This is a genomic window from Pseudomonas sp. MOIL14HWK12:I1, from assembly GCF_000510705.1.
Classification (GTDB): domain Bacteria; phylum Pseudomonadota; class Gammaproteobacteria; order Pseudomonadales; family Pseudomonadaceae; genus Chryseomonas; species Chryseomonas oryzihabitans.
In genome coordinates this window covers 1-24,422 of sequence record NZ_AZNY01000013.1, presented here as the reverse complement: position 1 = coordinate 24,422, position 24,422 = coordinate 1, and the positions used below count along the sequence as shown (strand labels likewise).

General features: G+C 63.6%; 20 protein-coding genes, 2 rRNA genes and 1 other RNA gene. 6 read left to right on the top strand and 17 right to left on the bottom strand.

The window, feature by feature from the left end:
• Nucleotides 1-6 precede the first annotated feature (6 nt).
• Entirely contained in the window at nucleotides 7-1,923 is a 1,917-nt protein-coding gene (gene ftsH / locus PSEK12I1_RS0109430; protein WP_027599119.1) for an ATP-dependent zinc metalloprotease FtsH, read from the bottom strand.
• A 531-nt stretch (nucleotides 1,924-2,454) separates the two neighbouring features.
• On the opposite strand from ftsH, the gene yhbY reads away from it, so the two are divergent.
• Complete coding sequence (gene yhbY / locus PSEK12I1_RS0109425) at nucleotides 2,455-2,766, top strand: ribosome assembly RNA-binding protein YhbY (RefSeq protein WP_017640628.1); 312 nt, start codon at nucleotides 2,455-2,457, stop codon at nucleotides 2,764-2,766.
• Here the strand turns inward: yhbY and PSEK12I1_RS0109420 are convergent.
• The 9 genes from PSEK12I1_RS0109420 to grpE form a co-directional block, all read right to left on the bottom strand.
• Nucleotides 2,754-3,206, bottom strand: coding sequence for a hypothetical protein (locus PSEK12I1_RS0109420; RefSeq protein ID WP_051399088.1), 453 nt, complete (start codon nucleotides 3,204-3,206; stop codon nucleotides 2,754-2,756). The two genes, yhbY and PSEK12I1_RS0109420, sit on opposite strands and share 13 nt — an antisense overlap.
• Entirely contained in the window at nucleotides 3,184-3,660 is a 477-nt protein-coding gene (gene greA, locus PSEK12I1_RS0109415; protein WP_007162658.1) for a transcription elongation factor GreA, read from the bottom strand. The genes PSEK12I1_RS0109420 and greA overlap by 23 nt, the downstream gene beginning before the upstream one ends.
• Nucleotides 3,657-6,878, bottom strand: a complete 3,222-nt coding sequence (gene carB, locus PSEK12I1_RS0109410) for a carbamoyl-phosphate synthase large subunit (RefSeq protein WP_027601364.1) — start codon at nucleotides 6,876-6,878, stop codon at nucleotides 3,657-3,659. The genes greA and carB overlap by 4 nt, the downstream gene beginning before the upstream one ends.
• Nucleotides 6,879-6,899: 21 nt before the next feature.
• Nucleotides 6,900-7,556: a leucine efflux protein LeuE gene (leuE, locus tag PSEK12I1_RS0109405; RefSeq protein WP_027601363.1), complete on the bottom strand. Its 657-nt coding sequence runs from the start codon at nucleotides 7,554-7,556 to the stop codon at nucleotides 6,900-6,902.
• Between the two features lie 21 nt (nucleotides 7,557-7,577).
• A complete protein-coding gene (gene carA, locus PSEK12I1_RS0109400; RefSeq protein WP_027601362.1) occupies nucleotides 7,578-8,714 on the bottom strand; it encodes a glutamine-hydrolyzing carbamoyl-phosphate synthase small subunit in 1,137 nt (378 codons plus the stop codon).
• Nucleotides 8,715-8,890: 176 nt separating this feature from the next.
• On the bottom strand, nucleotides 8,891-9,697 hold the full coding sequence (dapB, locus tag PSEK12I1_RS0109395; RefSeq protein ID WP_007162662.1) for a 4-hydroxy-tetrahydrodipicolinate reductase: 807 nt from the start codon (nucleotides 9,695-9,697) through the stop codon (nucleotides 8,891-8,893).
• Between the two features lie 54 nt (nucleotides 9,698-9,751).
• Nucleotides 9,752-10,885 (bottom strand): molecular chaperone DnaJ, encoded by a 1,134-nt coding sequence (gene dnaJ / locus PSEK12I1_RS0109390; protein ID WP_007162663.1) that lies wholly within the window; start codon nucleotides 10,883-10,885, stop codon nucleotides 9,752-9,754.
• 112 nt (nucleotides 10,886-10,997) lie between these two features.
• Nucleotides 10,998-12,926, bottom strand: coding sequence for a molecular chaperone DnaK (gene dnaK / locus PSEK12I1_RS0109385; protein WP_007162664.1), 1,929 nt, complete (start codon nucleotides 12,924-12,926; stop codon nucleotides 10,998-11,000).
• Nucleotides 12,927-13,019: 93 nt separating this feature from the next.
• Nucleotides 13,020-13,583, bottom strand: coding sequence for a nucleotide exchange factor GrpE (grpE, locus tag PSEK12I1_RS0109380; protein WP_007162665.1), 564 nt, complete (start codon nucleotides 13,581-13,583; stop codon nucleotides 13,020-13,022).
• Between the two features lie 166 nt (nucleotides 13,584-13,749).
• Here grpE and recN point away from each other — a divergent pair, with 166 nt between their 5' ends.
• Nucleotides 13,750-15,417: a DNA repair protein RecN gene (recN, locus tag PSEK12I1_RS0109375; protein WP_007162666.1), complete on the top strand. Its 1,668-nt coding sequence runs from the start codon at nucleotides 13,750-13,752 to the stop codon at nucleotides 15,415-15,417.
• A 63-nt stretch (nucleotides 15,418-15,480) separates the two neighbouring features.
• Here recN and fur read toward each other — a convergent pair whose 3' ends face one another.
• The gene (fur, locus tag PSEK12I1_RS0109370; RefSeq protein ID WP_007162667.1) at nucleotides 15,481-15,885 is read right to left on the bottom strand and encodes a ferric iron uptake transcriptional regulator; all 405 of its coding nucleotides are present in this window, start codon (nucleotides 15,883-15,885) and stop codon (nucleotides 15,481-15,483) included.
• Between the two features lie 94 nt (nucleotides 15,886-15,979).
• Here fur and PSEK12I1_RS0109365 point away from each other — a divergent pair, with 94 nt between their 5' ends.
• A complete protein-coding gene (locus tag PSEK12I1_RS0109365; RefSeq protein WP_027601361.1) occupies nucleotides 15,980-16,516 on the top strand; it encodes an outer membrane protein assembly factor BamE in 537 nt (178 codons plus the stop codon).
• A 7-nt stretch (nucleotides 16,517-16,523) separates the two neighbouring features.
• Here the strand turns inward: PSEK12I1_RS0109365 and PSEK12I1_RS0109360 are convergent, their stop codons facing one another.
• Together PSEK12I1_RS0109360 and PSEK12I1_RS0109355 are read right to left on the bottom strand one after the other, a co-directional pair.
• A complete protein-coding gene (locus PSEK12I1_RS0109360; RefSeq protein ID WP_027601360.1) occupies nucleotides 16,524-16,829 on the bottom strand; it encodes an RnfH family protein in 306 nt (101 codons plus the stop codon).
• The gene (locus tag PSEK12I1_RS0109355; RefSeq protein WP_027599125.1) at nucleotides 16,822-17,256 is read right to left on the bottom strand and encodes a type II toxin-antitoxin system RatA family toxin; all 435 of its coding nucleotides are present in this window, start codon (nucleotides 17,254-17,256) and stop codon (nucleotides 16,822-16,824) included. Before PSEK12I1_RS0109355 ends, PSEK12I1_RS0109360 begins: the two co-directional genes overlap by 8 nt.
• Before the next feature lie 172 nt (nucleotides 17,257-17,428).
• Here PSEK12I1_RS0109355 and smpB point away from each other — a divergent pair, with 172 nt between their 5' ends.
• Nucleotides 17,429-17,905: an SsrA-binding protein SmpB gene (gene smpB / locus PSEK12I1_RS0109350; RefSeq protein WP_007162671.1), complete on the top strand. Its 477-nt coding sequence runs from the start codon at nucleotides 17,429-17,431 to the stop codon at nucleotides 17,903-17,905.
• Between the two features lie 81 nt (nucleotides 17,906-17,986).
• Nucleotides 17,987-18,339, top strand: a transfer-messenger RNA (tmRNA) gene (gene ssrA / locus PSEK12I1_RS24300).
• A gap of 45 nt (nucleotides 18,340-18,384) precedes the next feature.
• Here the strand turns inward: ssrA and ssb are convergent.
• Entirely contained in the window at nucleotides 18,385-18,945 is a 561-nt protein-coding gene (gene ssb, locus PSEK12I1_RS0109345) for a single-stranded DNA-binding protein (protein WP_027601359.1), read from the bottom strand.
• 25 nt (nucleotides 18,946-18,970) lie between these two features.
• Complete coding sequence (locus tag PSEK12I1_RS0109340; protein WP_027601358.1) at nucleotides 18,971-20,359, bottom strand: MFS transporter; 1,389 nt, start codon at nucleotides 20,357-20,359, stop codon at nucleotides 18,971-18,973.
• Nucleotides 20,360-20,628: 269 nt separating this feature from the next.
• On the opposite strand from PSEK12I1_RS0109340, the gene uvrA reads away from it, so the two are divergent.
• Nucleotides 20,629-23,463, top strand: coding sequence for an excinuclease ABC subunit UvrA (uvrA, locus tag PSEK12I1_RS0109335; RefSeq protein WP_027601357.1), 2,835 nt, complete (start codon nucleotides 20,629-20,631; stop codon nucleotides 23,461-23,463).
• Nucleotides 23,464-23,888: 425 nt separating this feature from the next.
• On the opposite strand, the gene rrf is transcribed toward uvrA, so the two are convergent.
• Nucleotides 23,889-24,004, bottom strand: a 5S ribosomal RNA gene (gene rrf, locus PSEK12I1_RS0109330).
• Nucleotides 24,005-24,164: 160 nt separating this feature from the next.
• Nucleotides 24,165-24,422, bottom strand: a 23S ribosomal RNA gene (locus PSEK12I1_RS0109325); the annotation flags it as partial.

Sequence of the window (24,422 nt, the reverse complement as noted above, 5' to 3'; positions counted from 1 at the left end):
GGTGTTTCAGTGTTCTCCGGCCGGACCACCGATGGGGGTTTCCGGACGATCGCTACCACTCTGCGGCGCCGGAGCGTCACCGGTAGGACCGCCACGGTCATGCCAGTCACGCGGCTCACGCGGGACCTTGCCGGCCATGATGTCGTCGATCTGATCGGAGTCGATGGTCTCGTACTTCATCAGGGCATCGGCCATGAGTTCGAGCTTGTCGCGGTTCTCGTCCAACAGGCGCTTAGCCGTGCCATAGCAGTCGTCGATGATCCGGCGAATTTCCAGGTCGATCTGCTTGGCGGTCTCGCCCGACATGTTGCCAGCGCCGCCACCACCCGAACGACCCAGATAGCCTTCGTTCTCTTCCTCGCCATACAGCAGCGGGCCGAGTTTCTCGGACAGGCCCCACTTGGTGACCATGTTCCGCGCCAGGGAGGTCGCGCGCATGATGTCGTTGGAGGCACCGGTGGTCACCCCCTCGAAGCCCAGGGTCATTTCCTCGGCGATACGGCCGCCGAACAGCGAGCAGATCTGACTTTCCAGCGCACGCTTGGACAGGCTGTAGCGGTCCTCCTCGGGGAGGAACATGGTTACGCCCAGTGCGCGACCACGAGGAATGATGGAGACCTTGTAGACCGGATCGTGTTCGGGCACCAGGCGACCGACGATGGCGTGACCCGCTTCGTGGTAGGCGGTGTTGCGCTTTTCCTTCTCGGACATGACCATGGTCTTGCGCTCGGCGCCCATCATGATCTTGTCCTTGGCCAGCTCGAACTCGCGCATATCGACGATGCGCTTGTTAGCGCGGGCGGCGAACAGCGAAGCCTCGTTGACCAGGTTGGCCAGATCGGCACCGGAGAAACCCGGGGTACCGCGGGCGATGACGCCGGCGTCGACGCGCTCGCCGACCGGCACCTTGCGCATGTGCACCTTGAGGATCTGTTCGCGACCACGGATGTCCGGCAGACCGACCACCACCTGGCGATCGAAGCGACCAGGACGCAGCAGGGCCGGGTCGAGCACATCAGGACGGTTGGTGGCAGCGATGACGATGATGCCATCGTTCATCTCGAAGCCATCCATCTCGACCAGCAGCTGGTTCAGGGTCTGCTCGCGCTCGTCGTGACCACCGCCCATGCCGTTGCCACGATGGCGACCGACCGCATCGATCTCGTCGATGAAGATGATGCAGGGCGCGTGCTTCTTGGCCTGGTCGAACATGTCACGGACACGGCTGGCGCCAACACCGACGAACATCTCGACGAAGTCCGAACCGGAAATGGTGAAGAACGGCACCTTGGCCTCACCGGCCACGGCCTTGGCCAGCAGCGTCTTGCCGGTACCCGGCGAGCCGACCATCAGCACGCCACGGGGAATACGACCACCCAGGCGTTGGAACTTGCCTGGATCACGGAGGAATTCGACCAGCTCGGTGACTTCTTCCTTGGCTTCGTCGCAACCGGCGACATCGGCGAAGGTGGTCTTGACCTGGTCTTCCGACAGCAGTCGCGCCTTGCTCTTGCCAAAGCTCATGGGACCGCCGCGACCGCCGGCGCCTCCCTGCATCTGGCGCATGAAGAACATGAAGACGGCGATGATCACCAGGATCGGGAAGCTGGCCACCAGCAACTGAGTCCAGATGCTCTGCTGCTCGGGCTGCTTGCCGGTGATGGTGACGCTATTGTTGACCAGGTCGCCGATCAGGCCATTGTCCTGGATCGCCGGACGGATGGTCTTGAAGGGATCGCCATCACGATGCTTGCCGGTGATGACATAGCCATCCACGGTCACGCTCTCGATCTGCCCGTCCTTCACCTGCTGGATGAAGTCGGAGTAGTTGAGCGTCTGGGGTTCGTTGGGGCTGGAGAAGTTGTTCATCACGGTGACGAGCACCGCGGCGATGATCAGCCACAGGATCAGATTCTTTGCCATGTCGTTCAATTGACTACCCTCTGCGCCGGTTTCGTGGGTAAACCGTTCGAAGCGAAACCGGCAGTGACCGGTAAGTTACTACACAAAGCCTGGCCCACGGCAGACATCGTCTGTAACGCTATATGAGTCTTCTGCCTTTGACTCTAGGGCAAGGCAGACGTTGCGGCCATCAATTCTCTCAATTGCCCCTAAAACCGCGACCCAATAGATATTGCTGGCGCGATCTGGTCCCGCGACGCGGACGGCGGCGCCAGAGCCCTGCTCGAAGGACTCACGCCATCTTCGTCCCGCAGGCCCCTGGATCGATCCATCGCACTCAGCTCGCTCATATGGGGGCCCCATGAAAAATAACAAGGCCCTTCGATGCTCGCGACGAGGTCTTCCTGGCGCACCGACTTGACCGGAGGCCCGTCGCGGTGTTCCTTGAGCCGACCAGGCAGGCGTTGCAGGGCGCGCGGGTAAGTTTTCGCGTATCGCTGGGCGGCACGTGGCAGCTGGGATAAACTGTCCGGCTTTTATCCGGGGTGAATTATGGCGCTCAACAACGAGCTTAAAAAGCGGTTCAAGGCGATCGGTCATCAACTCAAGCCGGTGGTCACCATCAGCGAGAACGGCCTGAGCGAAGGCGTGCTGGGCGAGCTCGACCGTGCGCTCAACGATCACGAGCTGATCAAGATCAAGCTGGCCGTCACGGAGCGGGAAGACCGCCGGGCCCTGATCGACGAACTGTGCGCGTCGAGCAAGGCGGAGCTGGTGCAGGTCATCGGCAAGATGGCGCTGATCTACCGCAAGGCGCGCGAGCAGAATCGCAATCTCTCCAACGTGGTGCGCTATACCGTCTGATTGCCCGGCGCACGCCCGGGAACGGGCTGCAGCACCAGGATCAGACCGCAGAGCAGCAGGACCAGGTAGCCGGCCAGGGCGGTCGGCCCGGTCCAGAAGCGCGCCAGTTCGTTCTGCAGCACGACGGCCAGCGCACTGGCCAGCAGCAGCTGGCCGCGCAGATCGCGCCACAGGGCGCCCACGCCGGCCCACCACACCAGCACCACGATCTGGGTAAAGACCCCACCGCCTGCGGCGCTGAGCATCATGCGCAGCAACTCTTCACGCCCGGACTGGATCAGCAGCGGTGCCCAGCCCGCCTGGGCGAGCGCCACGGGGATGCACAGGTGCAGGGCGACCAGCGGGCCGACCCAGAACACCTGGGCCAGCTGCCAGGCTGCAGCGAGCAGCCTGGCGAGCCAGCCTCCGGCGCGACGATCAGACGTGACGGACGGCGACAATTTCGTATTCGACATCGCCACCCGGGGTCTTCACCAGCACCACGTCCCCTTCTTCCTTGCCGATCAGGGCGCGGGCGATGGGCGAACCCACCGACAGCTTGCCCTGCTTGATGTCCGCTTCGTCGTCACCGACGATCTGGTAGGTCACGGTCTCGTCGGTCTCGGTGTTGGCGATCTCCACGGTGGTACCGAAGATCACCTTGCCGGTGTGCGGCAGGGCGGTCACGTCGATCACCTGGGCATTCTGCAGGCGCCCTTCGATATCGCGGATCCGCGCCTCGACCATGCCCTGCTGTTCGCGGGCGGCGTGGTACTCGGCGTTCTCCTTGAGGTCACCCAGCTCACGCGCTTCGGCGATGGCCTGGGTGATCTGCGGACGCAGCTCGGTCTTGAGGTGCTTGAGCTCGTCCTCCAGGGCACGGGCGCCCTGGACGGTCATGGGGTACTTGGTCATGCCTTAACTCCTGCATGCAGATCTTGCAGCCGGCGCACGGTCTTCTCGGCGCCGAATTTCAAAGCTTCGCAAATGGCCTGGCCGCCGGCAATGGTGGTGGTGCAGCACAGCTTGTGCTGCAGCGCGTTGCGGCGGATCGAGTAGGAATCGGCGATGGACTGCCGGCCTTCGGTGGTGTTGATGATCAGGGTGACCTCGTCGTTCTTGATCATGTCGACCACATGGGGACGGCCTTCGGTCACCTTGTTCACGCGACGCACCGGCAGACCGGCCGCCTCGATCACCCGCGCGGTACCGGCGGTGGCGACGACCTCGAAGCCGAGGCCGACCAGATCGCGAGCGACCTGCACGGCTTCGGGCTTGTCGTCGTCACGCACGCTGATGAAGGCGCAGCCGGAGTTCGGCAGGATCTCGTTGGCACCCAGCTGGGCCTTGGCGAAGGCTTCGCCGAAGCTGTCGCCAACGCCCATCACCTCACCGGTGGACTTCATCTCCGGGCCGAGGATGGGGTCGACGCCGGGGAACTTGTTGAAGGGGAAGACCGCTTCCTTGACGCTGAAGAACGGCGGAATGATCTCCTGGGTGAAGCCGACTTCGGCCAGAGTCTTGCCGGCCATGACCCGGGCGGCCACCTTGGCCAGGGACTCGCCGATGCACTTGGAGACGAAGGGCACGGTACGGGAGGCGCGCGGGTTGACCTCGATGACGTAGATGTCTTCGCCCTGCACGGCCATCTGCACGTTCATCAGACCGATCACGCCGAGCTCCAGGGCCATCTTCTTGACCTGCTCGCGGATCTCGTCCTGGATGTGCTTGGGCAGCGAATAGGGCGGCAGCGAGCAGGCGGAGTCACCGGAGTGCACGCCGGCCTGTTCGATGTGCTGCATGATGGCGCCGATCACCACGGTCTGGCCGTCGCACACCGCATCCACGTCCACCTCGATGGCGCAGTTGAGGAAGTGGTCGAGCAGCACGGGGCTGTCGTTGGACACCTTCACCGCTTCGCGCATGTAGCGCTTGAGTTCTTCTTCCTGGTACACGATCTCCATCGCCCGGCCGCCCAGCACGTAGGAGGGACGGACCACCATCGGATAGCCGATGTTCTTGGACAGGGCCAGAGCCTCGTCTTCGCTGCGCGCGGTGGCGTTGGCCGGCTGACGCAGGTTCAGGCGCTGCACCATCTGCTGGAAGCGTTCGCGGTCTTCGGCGCGGTCGATGGCGTCGGGGCTGGTGCCGATGATGGGCACACCGGCCTCTTCCAGGGCACGGCAGAGCTTGAGCGGGGTCTGGCCGCCGTACTGGACGATGACGCCCTTGGGCTGCTCGACGCGGACGATCTCCAGTACGTCTTCCAGGGTCACCGGCTCGAAGAACAGGCGGTCGGAGGTGTCGTAGTCGGTGGAGACGGTTTCCGGGTTGCAGTTGACCATGATGGTCTCGTAGCCATCTTCACGCATGGCCAAGGCCGCGTGCACGCAGCAGTAGTCGAACTCGATGCCCTGGCCGATCCGGTTGGGACCGCCACCGAGGATCATGATCTTGTCGCGACCGCTGGGCTTGGCCTCGCACTCTTCCTCGTAGGTGGAGTAGAGGTAGGCGGTATCGGTGGCGAACTCGGCGGCACAGGTGTCCACCCGCTTGTACACCGGCAGCACCTTGAGCTTGTGGCGATGGGCCCGCAGGTTCTTCTCGGTGACGCCGAGCAGCTTGGCCAGGCGTGCATCGGAGAAGCCCTTGCGCTTGAGCTTGCGCATCAGGTCGTAGTCGAGGTCAGCCAGACCCAGGGTCTTGATGCGCTCCTCGTCCTTGATCAGGTCTTCGATCTGCACCAGGAACCAGGGATCGATGCGGGTCAGCTCGAAGACCTTGTCCAGGCTGTAGCCCTGGCGGAAGGCGTCGCCGATGTACCAGATGCGATCGGCGCCCGGCACGGTCAGCTCGCGCTTGAGGGTGCCGTCGGCTTCGGGATCGGCCGGATCCAGCTTGGGATCGAAGCCGACCACGCCGACTTCCAGGCCACGCAGGGCTTTCTGCAGGGATTCCTGGAAGGTACGGCCGATGGACATGACCTCGCCCACGGATTTCATCTGGGTGGTCAGACGGGCATCGGCCTTGGGGAATTTCTCGAAGGCGAAGCGTGGGATCTTGGTGACCACGTAGTCGATGGCCGGCTCGAAGGACGCCGGGGTACGACCGCCGGTGATGTCGTTCTGCAGCTCGTCCAGGGTGTAGCCGACCGCCAGCTTGGCGGCGATCTTGGCGATGGGGAAGCCGGTGGCCTTGGAGGCCAGTGCCGAGGAACGCGACACCCGCGGGTTCATTTCGATCACTACCATGCGCCCGGTGTTGGGGCAGATGCCGAACTGGACATTGGAGCCGCCGGTCTCGACCCCGATCTCGCGCAGCACCGCCAGGGAGGCGTTGCGCATGATCTGGTATTCCTTGTCGGTCAGCGTCTGGGCCGGGGCCACGGTGATGGAGTCACCGGTGTGCACGCCCATGGGATCGAAGTTCTCGATGGAGCAGACGATGATGCAGTTGTCCTTCTTGTCGCGGACCACCTCCATCTCGTATTCCTTCCAGCCGATCAAGGATTCGTCGATCAGCAGCTCGTTGGTCGGCGACAGGTCCAGACCGCGGGTGCAGATCTCCTCGAATTCCTCGCGGTTGTAGGCGATGCCGCCACCGGTGCCACCCATGGTGAAGCTCGGCCGGATGATGCAGGGGAAGCCGACCTTCTCCAGCACGCCGTAGGCTTCTTCCATGCTGTGGGCGATGCCCGAGACCGGGCAGGCCAGGCCAATGTCCTTCATGGCCTTGTCGAAGCGCGAGCGATCCTCGGCCTTGTCGATGGTGTCGGCGTTGGCACCGATCATCTCGACGCCGAATTTCTCCAGCACGCCGTGACGCTCCAGGTCCAGGGCGCAGTTCAGCGCGGTCTGGCCACCCATGGTCGGCAGCAGAGCGTCGGGACGCTCCTTCTCGATGATCTTGGCCACGGTGGCCCACTTGATCGGCTCGATGTAGGTGGCGTCGGCCATGGCCGGATCGGTCATGATGGTGGCCGGGTTGGAGTTCACCAGGATGACGCGGAAGCCTTCCTCGCGCAGGGCCTTGCAGGCCTGGGCGCCGGAATAGTCGAACTCGCAGGCCTGGCCGATGACGATGGGGCCGGCCCCGAGGATGAGGATGCTCTTGATGTCTGTACGCTTAGGCATGGGCTTCTCGAATGCAGGTAATCAGGTCAGGGTCGCGGTGGCCAGCTTCACACCGAACCCCACGAACAGGGCGCCGACGCCACCGGTGGCGCCCGCGCTGAGGCGACGCCGCTGACGGAACCAGGCCGCCAGGCGAACGCCGCAGAAAATCAGGAACGACAGGTAGCAGAAGCTGATCGCTTCCAGTACCGCGCCCAGCACCAGGAAGGACAGCGCCGGATGGGCGTAACCGGGGTCCACGAACTGGATGAAGAAGGAAACGAAGAACAGGATCGCCTTCGGGTTCGACAGGCTCAGCAGCAGCGCCTTGCGGAACGGCTGGTGGACGTCTTCGCGCAGGGTCGCCTCGGCCTGGCCCTGGGCCGGGCTGCGCCAGGACTTGAGTCCGCCGCGCAACATGCCCCAGCCGAGGTAGAACAGGTATACCGCGCCCAGATACTTGAGGATCTGGAAGAACAGCGGCTCGGCCTTGAGCAGCGAGGCGACGCCCAGCGCCGAGAGCAGCATCAGCACGGCGTCACCGAGGAACACGGCCGAGGCCGCCTGGTAACCGCTGCGAATGCCGCGCTGGGCACTGGTGGCCAGCACGAAGAAGGAATTGGGGCCGGGCAACAGGATGACGAACAGGGTCCCGACCACATAGGTCCAGAAGTCGATGACACCCAGATTCGCCAGCATGAGCGCTACCCTCCTCCCGTCTTAGCGGCGTGCCGCCATGGCCTGGATGAACTTGTCGAACAGCGGCGCCACGTCGTGCGGGCCAGGGCTCGCCTCGGGGTGACCCTGGAAGCTGAAGGCGACCTTGTCGGTACGCTCGATGCCCTGCAGGGTGCCATCGAACAGCGACTTGTGGGTGGCCCGCACATTGGCCGGCAGGCTGGCCTCGTCCACGGCGAAACCGTGGTTCTGGCTGGTGATCATCACCACGCCGCTGTCGAGATCCTGCACCGGATGGTTGGCGCCGTGGTGACCGTTGGGCATCTTCACCGTCTTGGCGCCGGAAGCCAGGGCCAGCAACTGGTGGCCCAGGCAGATGCCGAACACCGGAATCTCGGTTTCCAGGACGTCCTGGATCGCCTTGATGGCGTAGTCGCAAGGCTCGGGATCGCCCGGGCCATTGGCCAGGAAGATGCCATCAGGTTGCAGCGCCAGGGCTTCGCTGGCCGGGGTCTGGGCCGGCAGCACGGTGATGCGGCAGCCGCGGGCCACCAGCATGCGCAGGATGTTCAGCTTGACGCCATAGTCGAAGGCCACCACGTGATAGGGCAGCTGCTTGGCCGGGATCTCGGCGTGGCTGTCGGTTTCCAGCGACCAGACGCCGGAGCGCCACTCGTAGCGCTCCTTGACGCTGACTTCCTTGGCCAGGTCCATGCCCTTGAGGCCGGGGAAGGCGCGTGCCAGTTCCAGGGCGCGCTCTTCGGTGGCGTCTTCGCCGGTAAGGATGCAGCCATCCTGAGCGCCCTTCTCGCGGAGGATGCGGGTCAGTCGACGGGTGTCGATGCCGGCGATGGCGATGGTGCCGTTCTCCTTAAGATAGTCCGGCAGCGACTGCTTGTTGCGCCAGTTGCTGGCCAGCAGCGGCAGATCGCGGATGATCAGCCCGGCGGCCCACACCTGGGCGGCCTCGCCATCCTGCGGCGTGGTGCCGGTGTTGCCGATGTGCGGATAGGTCAGGGTGACGATCTGCTTCGCATAGGAAGGATCGGTCAGGATTTCCTGGTAGCCGGTCATGGCGGTGTTGAACACCACTTCGCCGACCGTGTGGCCGTCGGCACCGATGGATTCACCGCGAAAGATGCTGCCATCGGCAAGTGCGAGTATGGCTGGCTTAGTCAAGAAGACCTCCGAAAATCAAGCCTTGGCGGGCAAACGCAGGGTGCAAAAAAACGGGATGACATCTCGAAGAGTCATCCCGTTTTAATGTTGTGATTTCATTCTGCGCTAGCTTTTAGTGGATACACTAAAGCTGCATTGTACACGAATTGATCACGGCTGGCACCCCCGCAAGGGGATCAGCGCAACTCCAGCACGTCCTGCATGTCATATAGCGCCGGCTGTTTGTCCTTGAGCCAGAGGGCCGCGCGCACCGCGCCCTTGGCGAAGGTCATGCGGCTGGAGGCCTTGTGGGTGATCTCGACCCGCTCGCCTTCGCTGGCGAACAGCACCGTGTGATCGCCCACCACGTCGCCAGCGCGCACGGTGGCGAAGCCGATGGTCTGGCGGTCGCGGGCACCGGTCTGACCTTCGCGGCCATAGACGGCCACCTCTTCCAGATCGCGACCCAGCGCCTGGGCAACGACCTCGCCCATGCGCAAGGCGGTCCCCGAAGGCGCATCGACCTTGTGCCTGTGGTGCGCCTCGATGATCTCGATGTCGACCTCGTCACCCAGCACGCGGGCGGCGGTGTCGAGCAGCTTGAGGCAGAGATTGACGCCGACGCTGAAGTTGGCGGCGAAGACGATGGGAATTTCCTTGCTCGCTTCCAGCAGGGTCAGCTTCTGCTCGGCGGTGAAGCCGGTGGTGCCGATCACCATGGCCTTCCTGGCCTTGCGGCAGAGCGCCAGATTCTGCAGGGTCACGTTGGGATGGGTGAAGTCGATGAGCACATCGAAATCATCCAGCACCCGCGCCAGATCGCCCGACAGCATCACCCCGTTTCGGCCGATACCGGCGAGTTCGCCGGCGTCGGCACCTACCAGACTGCTTTCCGGGCGATCCACCGCGGCGGTGAGACCGGCAGCGCCCTGGGTCTGCTGGACCGCTTCGATCAGGGTCTTGCCCATGCGCCCCGCGGCGCCCATTACAGCTATACGTCGCATCATCAGCTCCAGGCTGCTGGCCGGGCGCCGCCTCGCGACGGCGCCCCTGCCGGTTTAGAGGTCGTCGAAGAAGCGCTTCATGCCGTCGAACCAGCCACTGGCCCGGGGCGAATGGGAGCTGTCGCTCTGCAGGGTGTTGCGGAATTCCTCGAGCAGCTCGCGCTGGCGCCGACTCAGGTTGACCGGAGTCTCCACCACCACCTTGCACATCAGATCGCCGGCGCCACCGCCACGCACGGGCGTCACGCCCTTGCCGCGCAGGCGGAACATCTTGCCGGTCTGGGTGCCCTCGGGAATCTTCAGCTTGACGCGGCCATCCAGGGTCGGCACTTCCAGCTCGCCACCCAGGGCGGCGTCGGTGAAGTTGATCGGCACCTCGCAATAGAGGTGCTTGCCGTCGCGCTGGAAGATCGAGTGCTCGCGCACATTGACCACGACATAGAGGTCGCCACTGGGGCCACCTAGGGTCCCCGCCTCGCCTTCGCCGGTCAGGCGGATGCGGTCGCCGGTGTCGACGCCTGCGGGCACCTTGACCGACAGGGTCTTCTGCTCTTCCACGCGCCCCTGACCATGACAGGCGTTGCAGGGCTCGGGAATGATCTTGCCGCTGCCGTGGCAGCGCGGGCAGGTCTGCTGGACCGAGAAGAAGCCCTGCTGCATGCGCACCTGGCCGATGCCACCGCAGGTGGGGCAGGTGGACGCCGAGGTACCCGGCTTGGCGCCATTGCCATCGCAGACCTTGCACTCGACCAGGGTTGGCACGCGAATGGTGACCGTGGTCCCACGCACCGCCTCTTCCAGATCCAGGTCCAGGGTGTAGCGCAGGTCGGCACCGCGCTGCGGGCCGCCGCGTCCACCGGCGCCACCGCGTCCGCCAAAGAAGTCGCTGAAGACATCGCCGAAGATGTCGGAGAAGCTCGCGCCTCCCGCCGCGCCACCGAAACCGCCGCCGCCCATGCTCGGATCGACGCCAGCATGGCCGTACTGGTCGTAGGCCGAGCGCTTGCCCGCATCGGACAGCACTTCGTAGGCCTCGGCGGCCTCCTTGAACTGCTCTTCGGCAGCCGCGTCCCCCGGATTGCGATCCGGGTGGTATTTCATCGCCAGGCGTCGGTAGGCCTTCTTGAGCTCGGCTTCGCTGGCGCCGCGCTCGACCCCGAGCACCTCATAGTAATCACGTTTGGCCATAGACTTTCTGCACCTTAAATTTTCTCACCCTCCAGACACGCCAACGCGGGAGCAGGCTCCCGCGTGGCGGATCCGACGGGCCGAAGCCCGCCAGGTGCGGTAAGCACGGGGCTTACTTGTTGTCCTTCACTTCCTCGAACTCGGCATCGACCACGTCGTCGCCGGGCTTCTTGGCATCACCGTCCGCCTTGGCCGAGGCGCCTTCGGCACCGGCGCCAGCGCCCTGCTCGGAATAGAGCTTCTGGGCCAGCGGCGCGGAGGCCTGGGACAGGGCATTCATCTTGGCTTCGATGGCGTCCTTGTCGTCACCGCGTACGGCGGTTTCCAGTTCGCCAATGGCCTTCTCGATGGTGCTCTTCTCTTCCGCGGTGGCCTTGTCGCCCGCCTCGGTCAGCATCTTGCGGGTACCGTGCACCAGGGCATCACCCTGGTTGCGGGCCGCGGCCAGCTCTTCGAACTTGCGATCCTCGTCGGCATTGGCCTCGGCGTCACGCACCATCTGCTGAATCTCTTCCTCGGACAGACCGGAGGACGCCTTGATGACGATGGACTGCTGCTTGCCGGTGGCCTTGTCCTTGGCGGACACGTTGAGGATGCCGTTGGCGTCGATGTCGAAGGTCACCTCGATCTGCGGTACGCCACGCGGCGCCGGCGGGATCTCGGCCAGGTCGAACTTGCCCAGCGACTTGTTCTGCGCGGCCTGCTTGCGCTCGCCCTGCAGCACGTGGATGGTCACGGCGCCCTGGTTGTCGTCGGCGGTGGAGAATACCTGCGACTTCTTGGTCGGGATGGTGGTGTTCTTCTCGATCAGCGCGGTCATCACACCACCCATGGTCTCGATGCCCAGGGTCAGCGGGGTGACGTCCAGCAGCAGGACGTCCTTGACGTCACCGGCCAGCACGGCGCCCTGGATGGCGGCACCGATGGCGACGGCTTCGTCCGGGTTGACGTCCTTGCGCGCTTCCTTGCCGAAGAAGTCGGCCACGCGCTTCTGCACCAGCGGCATGCGGGTCTGACCGCCCACCAGGATGACCTCGTGGATGTCGGAGACGTCCAGACCGGAGTCCTTCAACGCCGTGCGGCAGGGCTCGATAGTGCGCTCGACCAGCTCTTCCACCAGGGACTCCAGCTTGGCGCGGGAGACCTTGACGTTCAGGTGCTTGGGACCGCTGGCATCGGCGGTGATATAGGGCAGGTTGACGTCGGTCTGGGTAGCCGAGGACAGCTCGATCTTGGCTTTTTCCGCAGCTTCCTTCAGGCGCTGCATGGCCAGCGGGTCACCCTTGAGGTTCATGCCGCTTTCTTTCTTGAATTCCTCGACGAGGTAGTCGATCAGGCGGATGTCGAAGTCTTCGCCGCCCAGGAAGGTGTCGCCATTGGTGGCCAGCACCTCGAACTGATGCTCACCGTCGACCTCGGCGATCTCGATGACCGAGACGTCGAAGGTACCGCCGCCCAGGTCATAGACGATCACGGTGTGGTCGCCCTTGGCCTTGTCCAGGCCATAGGCCAGGGCAGCCGCGGTGGGCTCGTTGATGATGCGCTTGACGTCCAGACCCGCGATGCGACCGGCATCCTTGGTGGCCTGGCGCTGGCTGTCGTTGAAGTAGGCCGGGACGGTGATGACCGCTTCGGTCACGGCTTCGCCCAGGTAGTCCTCGGCGGTCTTCTTCATCTTCTTCAGGACTTCGGCAGACACCTGCGGCGGCGCCATCTTCTGGCCCTTGGCCTCGACCCAGGCGTCACCGTTGTCCGCCTTGACGATCTTGTAGGGGACCATCTGGATGTCTTTCTGCACGACGTTTTCTTCATAACGCCGGCCGATCAGACGCTTGACCGCGTACAGGGTGTTCTGCGGATTGGTCACCGCCTGGCGCTTGGCCGGCTGGCCAACCAGGGTCTCGCCGTCGTTGGTGTAGGCGATGATGGACGGCGTGGTACGGGTGCCTTCGGCGTTTTCCAGTACCTTGACGTTGCCGTTTTCGAGGATCGCGACGCAGGAGTTGGTGGTCCCCAGGTCGATACCGATGATCTTGCCCATGTAGTCTTCTCCAGAAATCTCAGATTCCGCGCGGCCCGCTCAGGGGGCCTTTGATGTTCGCTTGCCTACCAGATGGGGCCGAGCGAAAGAATTTCAAGCCTTTTCGTCGATGCTCGGCTGCTGCGCTGCAGGTGCCTTGCTGACGACCACCATCGCCGGCCGCAGCAGGCGACCATTGAGCAGATAGCCCTTTTGAAACACCTTGAGGACGCTGCCCGGCTCGGCGGTGGCGCTCTCCTCCATGGCCATGGCCTGGTGGTGTTCCGGATTGAAGGGCGCGCCGTGGGGATCGACGGCCTCGACCTGATAGCGCTTGAGGGTGTCCTGCAGCATCTTCAGGGTCAGCTCCATGCCTTCACGCATGGGCTTCAAGGTCTCGTCGGTGGCGTTGGACAGCTCCAGGCCACGCTCCAGGCTGTCGAGCACCGGCAGCAGGTCGCCAGCGAATTTTTCCAGGGCGAACTTATGCGCCTTCTCCACATCCTGCTCGGCGCGACGACGCACGTTCTGCAGTTCGGCGACGCTGCGCAGCGACTGGTCCTGGGCCGCGGCGAGCTGCTCTTCGAGCGTGGCGACGCGGGCGGCGAGATCCTCGTGCTGGACGTCGCCCTGGGCGGCTTCGTGCTCGGGGGTCTGGGAGTTCTGTTCGTCGGCCATGGAGTCCTCCTGTGATATTGCCGGTGGGCGCGCCCTCTAACGGACATCGCCTTGATCGATGGCGCCTATATGGGGCCGCCGGCCGGCGCTTCAAGAGCTGTATGGATTGCCAGTGCCCGAGAGGCACTGTATAAACAACCAGAAAACCGCCTTCGGAGATCGTCGCATGCTGGTGCATCTGTCCGTCCGCAATTACGCCATCGTCGAACACCTCGACCTCGACCTCGAGCGCGGCATGACCGTGATCACTGGTGAAACCGGCGCCGGCAAGTCCATCATGCTGGACGCCCTCGGCCTCACCCTGGGCGATCGCGCCGACAGCGATGCGGTCAGGCCCGGCGCCGACAAGGCCGATGTCCTGGCCAGCTTCGACACCACCGATATCCCCGAAGCGCGCCAGTGGCTCGCCGAGCGCGACCTGGAGCAGGACGGCCCCTGCCTGCTGCGCCGCGTCATCACCCGCGAAGGGCGCTCGCGCGGCTATATCAATGGCTCGCCCTGCCCGCTGGCCGATCTCAAGACCCTCGGCGGCCTGCTGATCGATATCCACAGCCAGCACGAGCACCAGTCATTGCTCGGCCTCGACACCCATCGCCGCCTGCTGGACGAATACGCCGGCGCGGGCGAGCTGGTCCGCCAGGTGCAGCTCGCGGCCCAGCGCTGGCGCCAGGTGCGCCAGACGCTAGAACGCCTGACCCGCAACGGCGACGAGCAACGCGCCCGCCATCAGCTGCTCAGCTACCAGCTCGAAGAACTCGACAACCTCGCCCTGGCCGAGGGCGAGTTGCAAGCCCTGGAACAGGAGCAGAGCGATCTGGCGAGTGCCGAGCACATCCTGCTGGCCTGCCGCCAGGCCATGGACCTCTGTACCGAAAACGAGCAGGGCAATGCCCTGTCGGCGCTCAATGCCAGCGTGGCGCGCCTGACCGCCTTCGACCGCCCGCCGGCGCAGATCCAGGAGGCCAGCAACCTGCTCGCCTCCGCCCAGATCCAGATCGAGGAGGCGATGAACGAACTCAATCGCTTCGTCGATCATTTCGAAGCCGACCCGGAGCGCCAGCAGGCGGTGCAGGAGCGCCTGGATAGTGTCTACAGCCTTGCCCGCAAGCACCGGGTCCAGCCCGAGGCCCTGCTGGAGCTGCACGAACAGCTGCGCAACGAATTGCAATCCCTGGACGCCGACGACGTCGCCCTGGAGCGCCTGCAGGAAGAACTGACGGCCTTCGAGCGCCACTACCAGGAGAAGGCCGGCGAACTGAGTCGTCTGCGCGAGCAACGGGCGCCGGAGCTCGCGGCCGCGGTCGAGACCGAGATGCAGCGCCTGGGCATGCCGGGTGGCCGCTTCAGCATCACCCTCACGCCAGGCAGTACCGGCGAACCCCAGCCGCTGGGCAACGAAGGCGTCGAATTCCGCGTCAGCGCCAACCCGGGCCAGCCCCTGCGCCCGCTGGCCAAGGTCGCCTCCGGTGGTGAACTGTCGCGTATCAGCCTGGCCATCCAGGTCATCACCGCCCAGACCTCGCGCACACCCACCCTGGTGTTCGACGAGGTGGACGTGGGTATCGGCGGCCCCACCGCCGAGGTGGTCGGCCAGCTGCTGCGGCAACTGGGCGAGCGCGGCCAGGTGCTGACGGTGACCCACCTGCCCCAGGTGGCGGCCCAGGGTCATCAGCACCTGTTCGTGCACAAGGAGCGCGGCACCGACGAGACGCGTACCGCGGTGGCCAAGCTCGACCGCGCACGGCGCGTGGAAGAGGTGGCGCGCATGCTGGGTGGTGTCGACCTGACCCGTGAATCCCTGGCCCACGCTCGCAAGCTGGTGGTGAGCCGCTAGACGCAGGCAGCCACCGGACATGAAAAAGGCGACTCGAAGGTCGCCTTTTTCATGTCCGGGTCTTCACTTGCGCTGGCGGATGTACAGCACCAGGTTGTGATCGACCAGTTCGAAACCATGCTCTTCGACGATCTCGCGCTGACGCTTTTCGATCGAGGCATCGGTGAACTCGATGACTTCGCCGGTATCCACATCCACCATGTGATCATGGTGGCCGGTGTCGGCCAACTCGAACACGGCATGGCCGCCGTCGAAATTGTGGCGCACCACCAGACCGGCCGCTTCGAACTGGGTGAGGACCCGATAGACCGTTGCCAGTCCCACATCCTCGCCCGCTTCCATGAGCGCCTTGTAAACGTCTTCGGCGCTCATGTGGCGCTGCTCGGTGGTGTCCAGCATCTGCAATATCTTGACGCGCGGCAGGGTCACTTTCAGACCCGCTTTGCGGAGTTCGTTGTTCTCTACCATGCTCTTTCTCGGTGCCGAGTGCTTTCGCAGCCCTCGGGAATACGGGTATGATCGGTGCTTCGTTGCCCAGCAAGATAGTGGAAGTCTCCCACCGATGCAAAACCTCAAGCAAACGCTGACCGGGCTCTCTCTGATGGGCCTAGCCATGCTCGCCGGCTGCTCTCTGCCGGGGGTTTACAAGATCGACATCCAACAGGGCAACGTCGTCACCCAGGACATGATAGACCAGTTGCGCCCCGGAATGACCCGACAACAAGTCCGGTTTATCATGGGTTCGCCGCTGATCCAAGACACCTTCCATCCCAATCGCTGGGACTATCTGTACAGCCTGCAAGCCGCCGGCGGTCAGCGTAAGCAGGAGCGTGTCAGCCTGGTGTTCAACGGCGACAATCAACTGAGCGGCCTGGCTGGCGACTTCATGCCCGGCACCAGCCGCGAACAGCAGATCATGGGTACCGACAGCGGCACCACCATGGATCCCACCACCCCGGCGCAACCCTCGGCACCCGCTGCCGTACCGGAAGCGCCAGCCGTACCCGGCTCGACCGAAGACAACATCCAGAAAGAGATCGACAGCGCCCGCCCGGCCGCCGTGCCGACTCCCGACCGCATCCGTACCGACGGTCAGTGATCCCTGGCTAGAGGCCAGTCCTGGACTTGGCCTTTTCCGCGCGCCGCTTGCGACTTTCCTTGGGGTCCGCAAGCAGCGGGCGATAGATCTCCACCCGGTCACCCGCCATCAGCCTGCGCTCGTTCGGCTTGGCTACCAGCTTGCCAAAGATGCCGACCCGGAAGGCTTCGCGCTGTTCGGGTGGCAACTGCTCGAGCAGCCCCGACGCCCGCACCGCCTGCTCGACCGTGGCGCCCTCTTCGAGCTGCAGATGCAACAGCCATTGCCGCTCCGGCAACGCCAGCGCCACCTCGATGGCGAGACACTCAGCCATAGAGGGCTCGAGCACGCTGGCAGAAGGCATCCACCATGGTATTGGCCGCCTGATTGAACAACGGGCCCAGGGTCGCGCGGACGATGGCGCTGTCGTATTCGAAGGACAGATCCAGGGAAATCTTGCAGGCCTTGTCGCCCAGCGCCTTGAACGTCCAGACGCCGTGCAGCTGCTTGAAAGGACCCTTTTCCAGATCCATGGTGATGGACTCGTCCGGCACCAGGGTATTGCGGGTCGTGAACTGCTGGCTGAGACCACCCTTGGCCACGGTGAGACCGGCGCGCATCAGGCCTTCGTCCTGCTCCAGGATCTGGGCGGACGAGCACCACGGCAGGAACTCCGGATAACGGTCCACGTCATTAACCAGCGCATAGAGTGCTGAAGCAGGATAGGGCAGCAACGCCGAACGTTGGATGTGCGTGCTCATCGGAACCTCGTAGAATAGCGAAATCGGTGTCGGACCTTGAATTTGAGGGCGGCGCACGCATTTTACTCCCGCACCAGCCTGCCGCAGTCCAGAACCGCGGTATTGTCCGTGTTTGCTCATACCCGCTCAAGCGCGTGGCGACATTTCCCCTGACTCGCTGTACCCTGGAATCATGGCCAAGCAAAAGAAAGTCTCCCCCGGCAGCATCGCGCAGAACAAAAAGGCGCTTCACGAATACTTCGTCGACACCCGCTTCGAGGCGGGTGTTTCCCTGGCAGGCTGGGAGGTCAAGAGCCTGAGAGCCGGCAAGGCGCAGCTGACTGACAGCTATGTGCTGCTCAAGGACGGCGAAGCCTGGCTGCTGGGCAGCCATATCACCCCGCTGCAGACCGCCAGCACCCATGTCATCGCCGACCCGACCCGCACCCGCAAGCTGCTGCTCAACAAGCGCGAGCTAGGCAAGCTGTTTGGCGCCGTGCAGCAGAAGGGCTACGCCTGTGTCGCCCTGTCGCTCTACTGGAAGAAGCACCTGGTCAAGTGCGAGATCGCGCTGGCCAAGGGCAAGAAGGAATTCGACAAGCGCGCGACCGAGCGCGAGCGCGATTCCGACCGCGAGATCCAGCGCGCCATCCGCAAGGACGCCAAATAGCCAAGCGGCCGAAAAACGTTTCGTCAGCAATGACTTGCGTCGGACGGCCGGAATTCCTATAGTGAACGACCAGCAAGTTTTGGGGGCGATTAGGATTCGACGCCGGTAACGAAACTTGAGGGGCATGCCGAGCTGGTAGCAGAACTCGTAAATTCGCTGCTGCAAACTTATAGTTGCCAACGACGACAACTACGCTCTAGCTGCTTAATGCGGCTAGCAGTCGCTAGGGGATGCCTGTAAACCCGAAACGACTGTCAGATAGAACAGGATCGCCGCCAAGTTCGCTGTAGACGTAACGGCTAAAACTTATACAGCTCGCCCAAAGCACCCTGCCCGTCGGGCCGCAATGGGTTAACTCAGTAGACAGGGCTAAGCATGTAGAACCGATAGCGGAGAGCTGGCGGACGGGGGTTCAAATCCCCCCGCCTCCACCAAAAAGAAAGGGCAGCCACTGGCTGCCCTTTTTCTTTGCCCGTCGATTAGAACGGGATGTCGTCGTCGAAGCTGTCGTAGTCCTGCTGAGCCGGCTGCTGCTGCGGACGGGACTGCGGCTGCTGCTGGGGACGGCTGTTGCCGCTGCCGCCATTGCCACCGTTGTCATACTGCGGGGCCGACTGCTGCGGACGGGGGGCACGCTGCTGCTGGGGCGCAGGCGCGCTCTGGTTGTATTCGTCGCTGCCACCGGCATTGCCACCACGGCCACCCAGCAACTGCATGTTGCCGTTGATGTCGACCACGATTTCGGTGGTGTAGCGATCCTGACCGTCCTGGCCCTGCCATTTGCGGGTACGCAGAGTGCCCTCGACATAGACCTGGGAGCCCTTGCGGATGTACTCGCCGGCGATCTCGGCGAGACGACCGAAGAACACCACGCGGTGCCATTCGGTGCGGTCCTGCTGCTGACCGGTCTGTTTGTCCTTCCAGCTTTCGCTGGTGGCCAGGGTGACGTTGGTCACCGCATTGCCGTTGGGCATGTAACGGGTTTCGGGATCGGCGCCGGCATTGCCGACGAGGATGACTTTATTGACGCCACGGGCCATATGAATCTCCTGATGAGGCTGTCGATCAAGCGGCGACCGGTGTTTGACTAACCAGTCGCTCCAATTGCGCCCGATCGACGATTTTAGTATCGATCTTGATGTAGACGGCCTGCTCTTCCGCCACCACTACCGCATCGGTCACTCCGGCCAGGGCCAACAGGCGTCCGACCAATCCCTGGTCGTTGACTAGCGCGGGCGTAACCGGCAAACGCAGACTGGTGACATAGGGCGGTTCCCGCATCGTACCAGCTACCACCGCCCATCCCAGGCAAAGCGCCGCACAACCCAGGAAGACGGTGGACAGGCCACCATGCTGGAACAACCAGCCCCCGAGGATACCGCCCAACGCGGAACCAAGGAACTGACTGGTGGAATAGATCCCCATGGCGGTGCCCTTGCCACCGGCCGGGGCCACCTTGCTCACCAGCGACGGCAGCGAGGCCTCCAGCAGGTTGAAGGCGGTAAAGAACACCACGATGCCGATGACCAGGGCCACCAGGCTGTTGCTGAAAAAGAAGAAGTACAGCTCGCACAGCACCAGCACACTGATGGCGCCCACCAGCACGCGCTTCATGCGCCGCTTCTTTTCACCATAGATGATGAAGGGGACCATGGCGAAGAAGCCGACCACCAGCGCGGTGAGATAGACCCACCAGTGCTCTTCCTTGGGCAGCCCGGCATGTTCGGCCAGGGCCAGCGGCAGGACGACGAAACTGGCCATCAGCACGGCGTGCAGCGCCAGGATGCCGAAGTCCAGCCGCAGCAGGTCGCGATTGCGCAGGGTCGCGCCCAGCGCCTGGCGCGCCAGGTTCGACTCCCGATGGGTGAAGGGCGAAGCCTGGTGCGGCACCAGGAACAGCACGATCAGCAAACCGACCAGTGCCAGTCCGCAGGTGGCCCAGAACAGCCCGGCGAGACCATAGGCACGGGTCAGCAAGGGGCCGGCCACCATCGCCACGGCAAAGGACACGCCGATGCTCATGCCGATCGTGGCCATGGCCTTGGTGCGATGCTGCTCGCGGGTCTGATCCGACAACAGCGCCATGATGGCCGCCGAAATGGCGCCGCCACCCTGGACGACACGCCCGGCGATGACGCCCCAGATCGAGTGGGCATTGGCGGCAATGGCGGCACCAAGGGCGAACACCAGCAGTCCACCAATGATGATGGGGCGTCGACCGATGCGATCGGACAGCGTCCCCAGGGGAATTTGCAGAACCGCCTGGGTCAAACCATAGGCACCTATGGCGAGGCCGATGAGCGCCGGGGTGGCATCCGCCAACTCCTGACCATAGGTCGCCAGGACCGGGAGCACCATGAACATACCGAGCATACGAAAGGCGAAGACCAGGGCCAGCCCGAAGGCGGCACGGCGTTCGACGCCGTTCATGGCTTCACTGCGCTTGTCGAGCATTGATAATCCTCTCGTCGGCGACAGGCTTTTACGTCGCCACACAGCTTTAAAACAGTCGTGACAATGACCATTTAGGGAGGAAGCGGTGAAGATAGCCGAGCGCTCGTCCGAACGTTCCCGACCGCCAGGATCACGAACGCCCGATCACCGCTGTCGGGCCGTTAATTTTACCAGCCTTACCCCCTCTCTCACAGGCGCGGCAGATAGCCGCAGCCCGGGACGAGACCTCTTTTCTAGTGAAGCGCCGCCAAAACGAGGCAGAAGTCTACGTGGATAAAATCCTCATCCGTGGGGCCCGCACCCATAATCTGAAGAACATCGACCTAACCCTTCCCCGGGACAAGCTCATCGTCATCACCGGACTGTCCGGCTCCGGCAAGTCTTCGCTGGCGTTCGACACCCTCTATGCTGAAGGCCAGCGCCGCTACGTGGAGTCCCTGTCGGCCTACGCCCGCCAGTTCCTGTCGATGATGGAAAAGCCCGATGTGGACACCATCGAAGGCCTGTCGCCAGCGATTTCCATCGAGCAGAAGTCCACCTCGCACAATCCGCGTTCCACCGTGGGCACTATCACCGAGATCTACGACTATCTGCGCCTGCTCTATGCCCGCGTCGGTACGCCGCGCTGTCCGGAGCACGATGTGCCCCTGGAAGCCCAGACCGTCAGCCAGATGGTCGACCAGGTGCTGGCCATGCCGGAAGGCCAGCGGTTGATGCTGCTCGCCCCCATCGTGCGCGAGCGCAAGGGTGAGCACCTGTCGGTGTTCGAGGAGTTGCGTGCCCAGGGTTTCGTCCGCGTCCGCGTCAACGGGCGGCTGCACGAGATGGACGAGCTGCCCAAGCTCGACAAGCAGAAGAAGCACACCATCGAAGTGGTGGTGGATAGATTCAAGGTGCGCGAAGACCTCCAGCAGCGCCTGGCGGAATCCTTCGAGACGGCGCTGAAGCTGGCCGACGACATCGCCATCATCGCCCCCATGGAAGGCGATAAGGGGGAGGAGATCGTCTTCTCCGCGCGCTTCGCCTGCCCGATCTGCGGCTTCTCCATCGGCGAGCTGGAACCCAAGCTGTTTTCCTTCAACAATCCCGCCGGCGCCTGCCCTACCTGCGACGGCCTGGGCGTGAAGCAATTCTTCGACGCCCGCCGGGTGGTCAACGAGGAGCTCAGCCTCAGCGAAGGCGCCATCCGCGGCTGGGACAGACGCAACGTCTATTACTTCCAGATGCTCGGCTCGCTGGCGAGTCACTATGGCTTCAGCCTCGACGCCCCCTTCAAGAGCCTCGATGACAAGCATCGCAAGGCGGTACTCAGCGGCTCCGGGCGCGAGAGCGTCAACTTCCGCTATCTCAATGACCGCGGCGATATCGTCAAGCGTGCCCACCCCTTCGAAGGCATCCTGCCGAATCTTGAGCGGCGTTATCGCGAGACCGAATCCCAGAGCGTGCGCGAAGAGCTGGCCAAGTACCTGAGCACCCAGCACTGCCCGGACTGCAATGGCACCCGCCTGCGGCGCGAAGCACGCCACGTCTGGGTTGGCGACAAGACCCTGCCGGCGGTCACCCGTCTGCCCGTGGGCGATGCCACCCAGTACTTCCAGGACCTTACCCTCAAGGGCCAGCGGCAGCAGATCGCCGACAAGATCCTCAAGGAGATCCGCGAGCGCCTGCAGTTCCTGGTCAACGTCGGCCTGGACTACCTGACCCTGGATCGCAGCGCTGACACCCTCTCCGGTGGCGAGGCGCAGCGTATCCGCCTGGCCAGCCAGATCGGCGCGGGCCTGGTAGGCGTCATGTATATCCTCGACGAACCCTCCATTGGTCTGCACCAGCGCGACAACGAGCGGCTGCTGGGCACCCTGACTCACCTGCGCGACCTGGGTAACACCGTCATCGTCGTCGAGCACGACGAGGATGCCATCCGCCTGGCGGACTATGTCATCGACATCGGCCCGGGCGCTGGAGTGCACGGTGGCCAGATCATCGCGGAAGGCACGCCCGACCAAGTCATGCGGCATCCCGACTCGGTGACCGGGCAGTACCTGTCGGGCCGCAAGAAGATCGTGGTGCCCGCCAAGCGCACGCCACGGGACAAGAAGAAGCTGCTGAAGCTGAAGGGTGCCCGCGGCAACAACCTGCAGAACGTCAATCTGGAGATCCCGGTTGGCCTGCTGACCTGCGTGACCGGGGTCTCCGGCTCCGGCAAGTCGACCCTGATCAACAACACCCTTTTCCCGCTGACCGCCACGGCGCTCAATGGCGCGACGACCCTGGAGGTCGCTGCCCACGACAGCTTCGACGGCATGCAGCACCTGGACAAGGTGGTGGATATCGACCAGAGCCCCATCGGCCGGACTCCACGCTCCAACCCGGCGACCTATACCGGACTCTTCACCCCCATCCGCGAGCTGTTTTCCGGCGTTCCGGAATCCCGTTCTCGCGGTTACACCCCGGGGCGCTTCTCCTTCAACGTCAAGGGTGGCCGCTGCGAGGCCTGCCAGGGCGATGGGGTCATCAAGGTGGAGATGCACTTCCTGCCGGACGTCTACGTCGCCTGTGACGTCTGCAAGGGCAAGAGATATAACCGCGAGACCCTGGAGGTGAAGTACAAGGGCAAGACCATCACCGAGGTCCTGGACATGACCATCGAGGAAGCCCATGCCTTCTTCGAGTCCATCCCTGCACTGGCGCGCAAGCTGCAGACGCTGATTGATGTCGGCCTGTCCTATATCCGTCTCGGCCAGAGCGCCACGACGCTGTCAGGGGGTGAGGCTCAGCGTGTGAAGCTGGCCCGGGAGCTGTCCAAGCGCGATACCGGCAAGACGCTCTATATCCTCGACGAGCCCACCACGGGCCTGCACTTTGCCGATATCCAGCAATTGCTCGACGTGCTGCATCGACTACGCGATCACGGCAATACCGTGGTGGTGATCGAGCACAACCTCGATGTCATCAAAACCGCCGACTGGTTGGTAGACCTCGGTCCGGAAGGCGGCTCCAAGGGTGGTCAGATCATCGCGACGGGCACACCCGAGGAGGTCGCGGCAAACAAGAAGTCCTATACCGGCCACTTCCTCAAGCCCTTGCTGGAACGTGACCGGGAGTAATCTCGAGCACCGACCTGAAGGCAAAAAGCCCGGCGCATGCCGGGCTTTTTTATAGGTGAGGCTCTATCGCGGCCATGGGCCGCTCCTACGGCATGCCTCCTAGTAGGACCGGCCGCATCGGCGGACCACCATGGCCGCAACAGCCCGGCGCAGCCGGGCTGTTGTAGCTCCTTTGCTCTTTGCGGAATGCCAGCAGCACACATCTGGCAGGCCCTGCGCCAACCTCTCCGCCACTCCGCTCCTGGTCCCCTCTCCCCCCGGGAGAGGGCTAGGGTGAGGGCAACCTCAGCTACGTAGCGTCAGGTGTCCGCTGGCCGATCATCTGCTCCCAGCGCCTAGGCGCCCCGAGGCCCAGCCAAACTTTTCCCGCCCCAAAGACAACACCCCCGCCAGAATGAACTGAGCGGGGGTGCTGGGTGTTAGGCGCTTGACGATGACCTACTCTCACATGGGGAAGCCCCACACTACCATCGGCGATGCATCGTTTCACTTCTGAGTTCGGGAAGGGATCAGGTGGTTCCAATGCTCTATGTTCGTCAAGCAATTCGGTTGGCTTGCCAGGTGATGGAGCTGCCTGGCTGGCCCAATTGGGTCTGTGATCGAAGTAGACGTATCGTCCTTGGGTCTTGCGAACCCACGCGCCCGTTTTCGGCGTCGTCTTCCTCACGCTCTGACACGNGGTCAGATTGTTTGGGTGTTATATGGTCAAGCCTCACGGGCAATTAGTATCGGTTAGCTCAACGCCTCACAGCGCTTACACACCCGACCTATCAACGTCGTAGTCTTCGACGGCCCTTCAGGAAGCTCAAGGCTCCAGTGAGATCTCATCTTGAGGCAAGTTTCCCGCTTAGATGCTTTCAGCGGTTATCTCTTCCGAACATAGCTACCCGGCAATGCCACTGGCGTGACAACCGGAACACCAGAGGTTCGTCCACTCCGGTCCTCTCGTACTAGGAGCA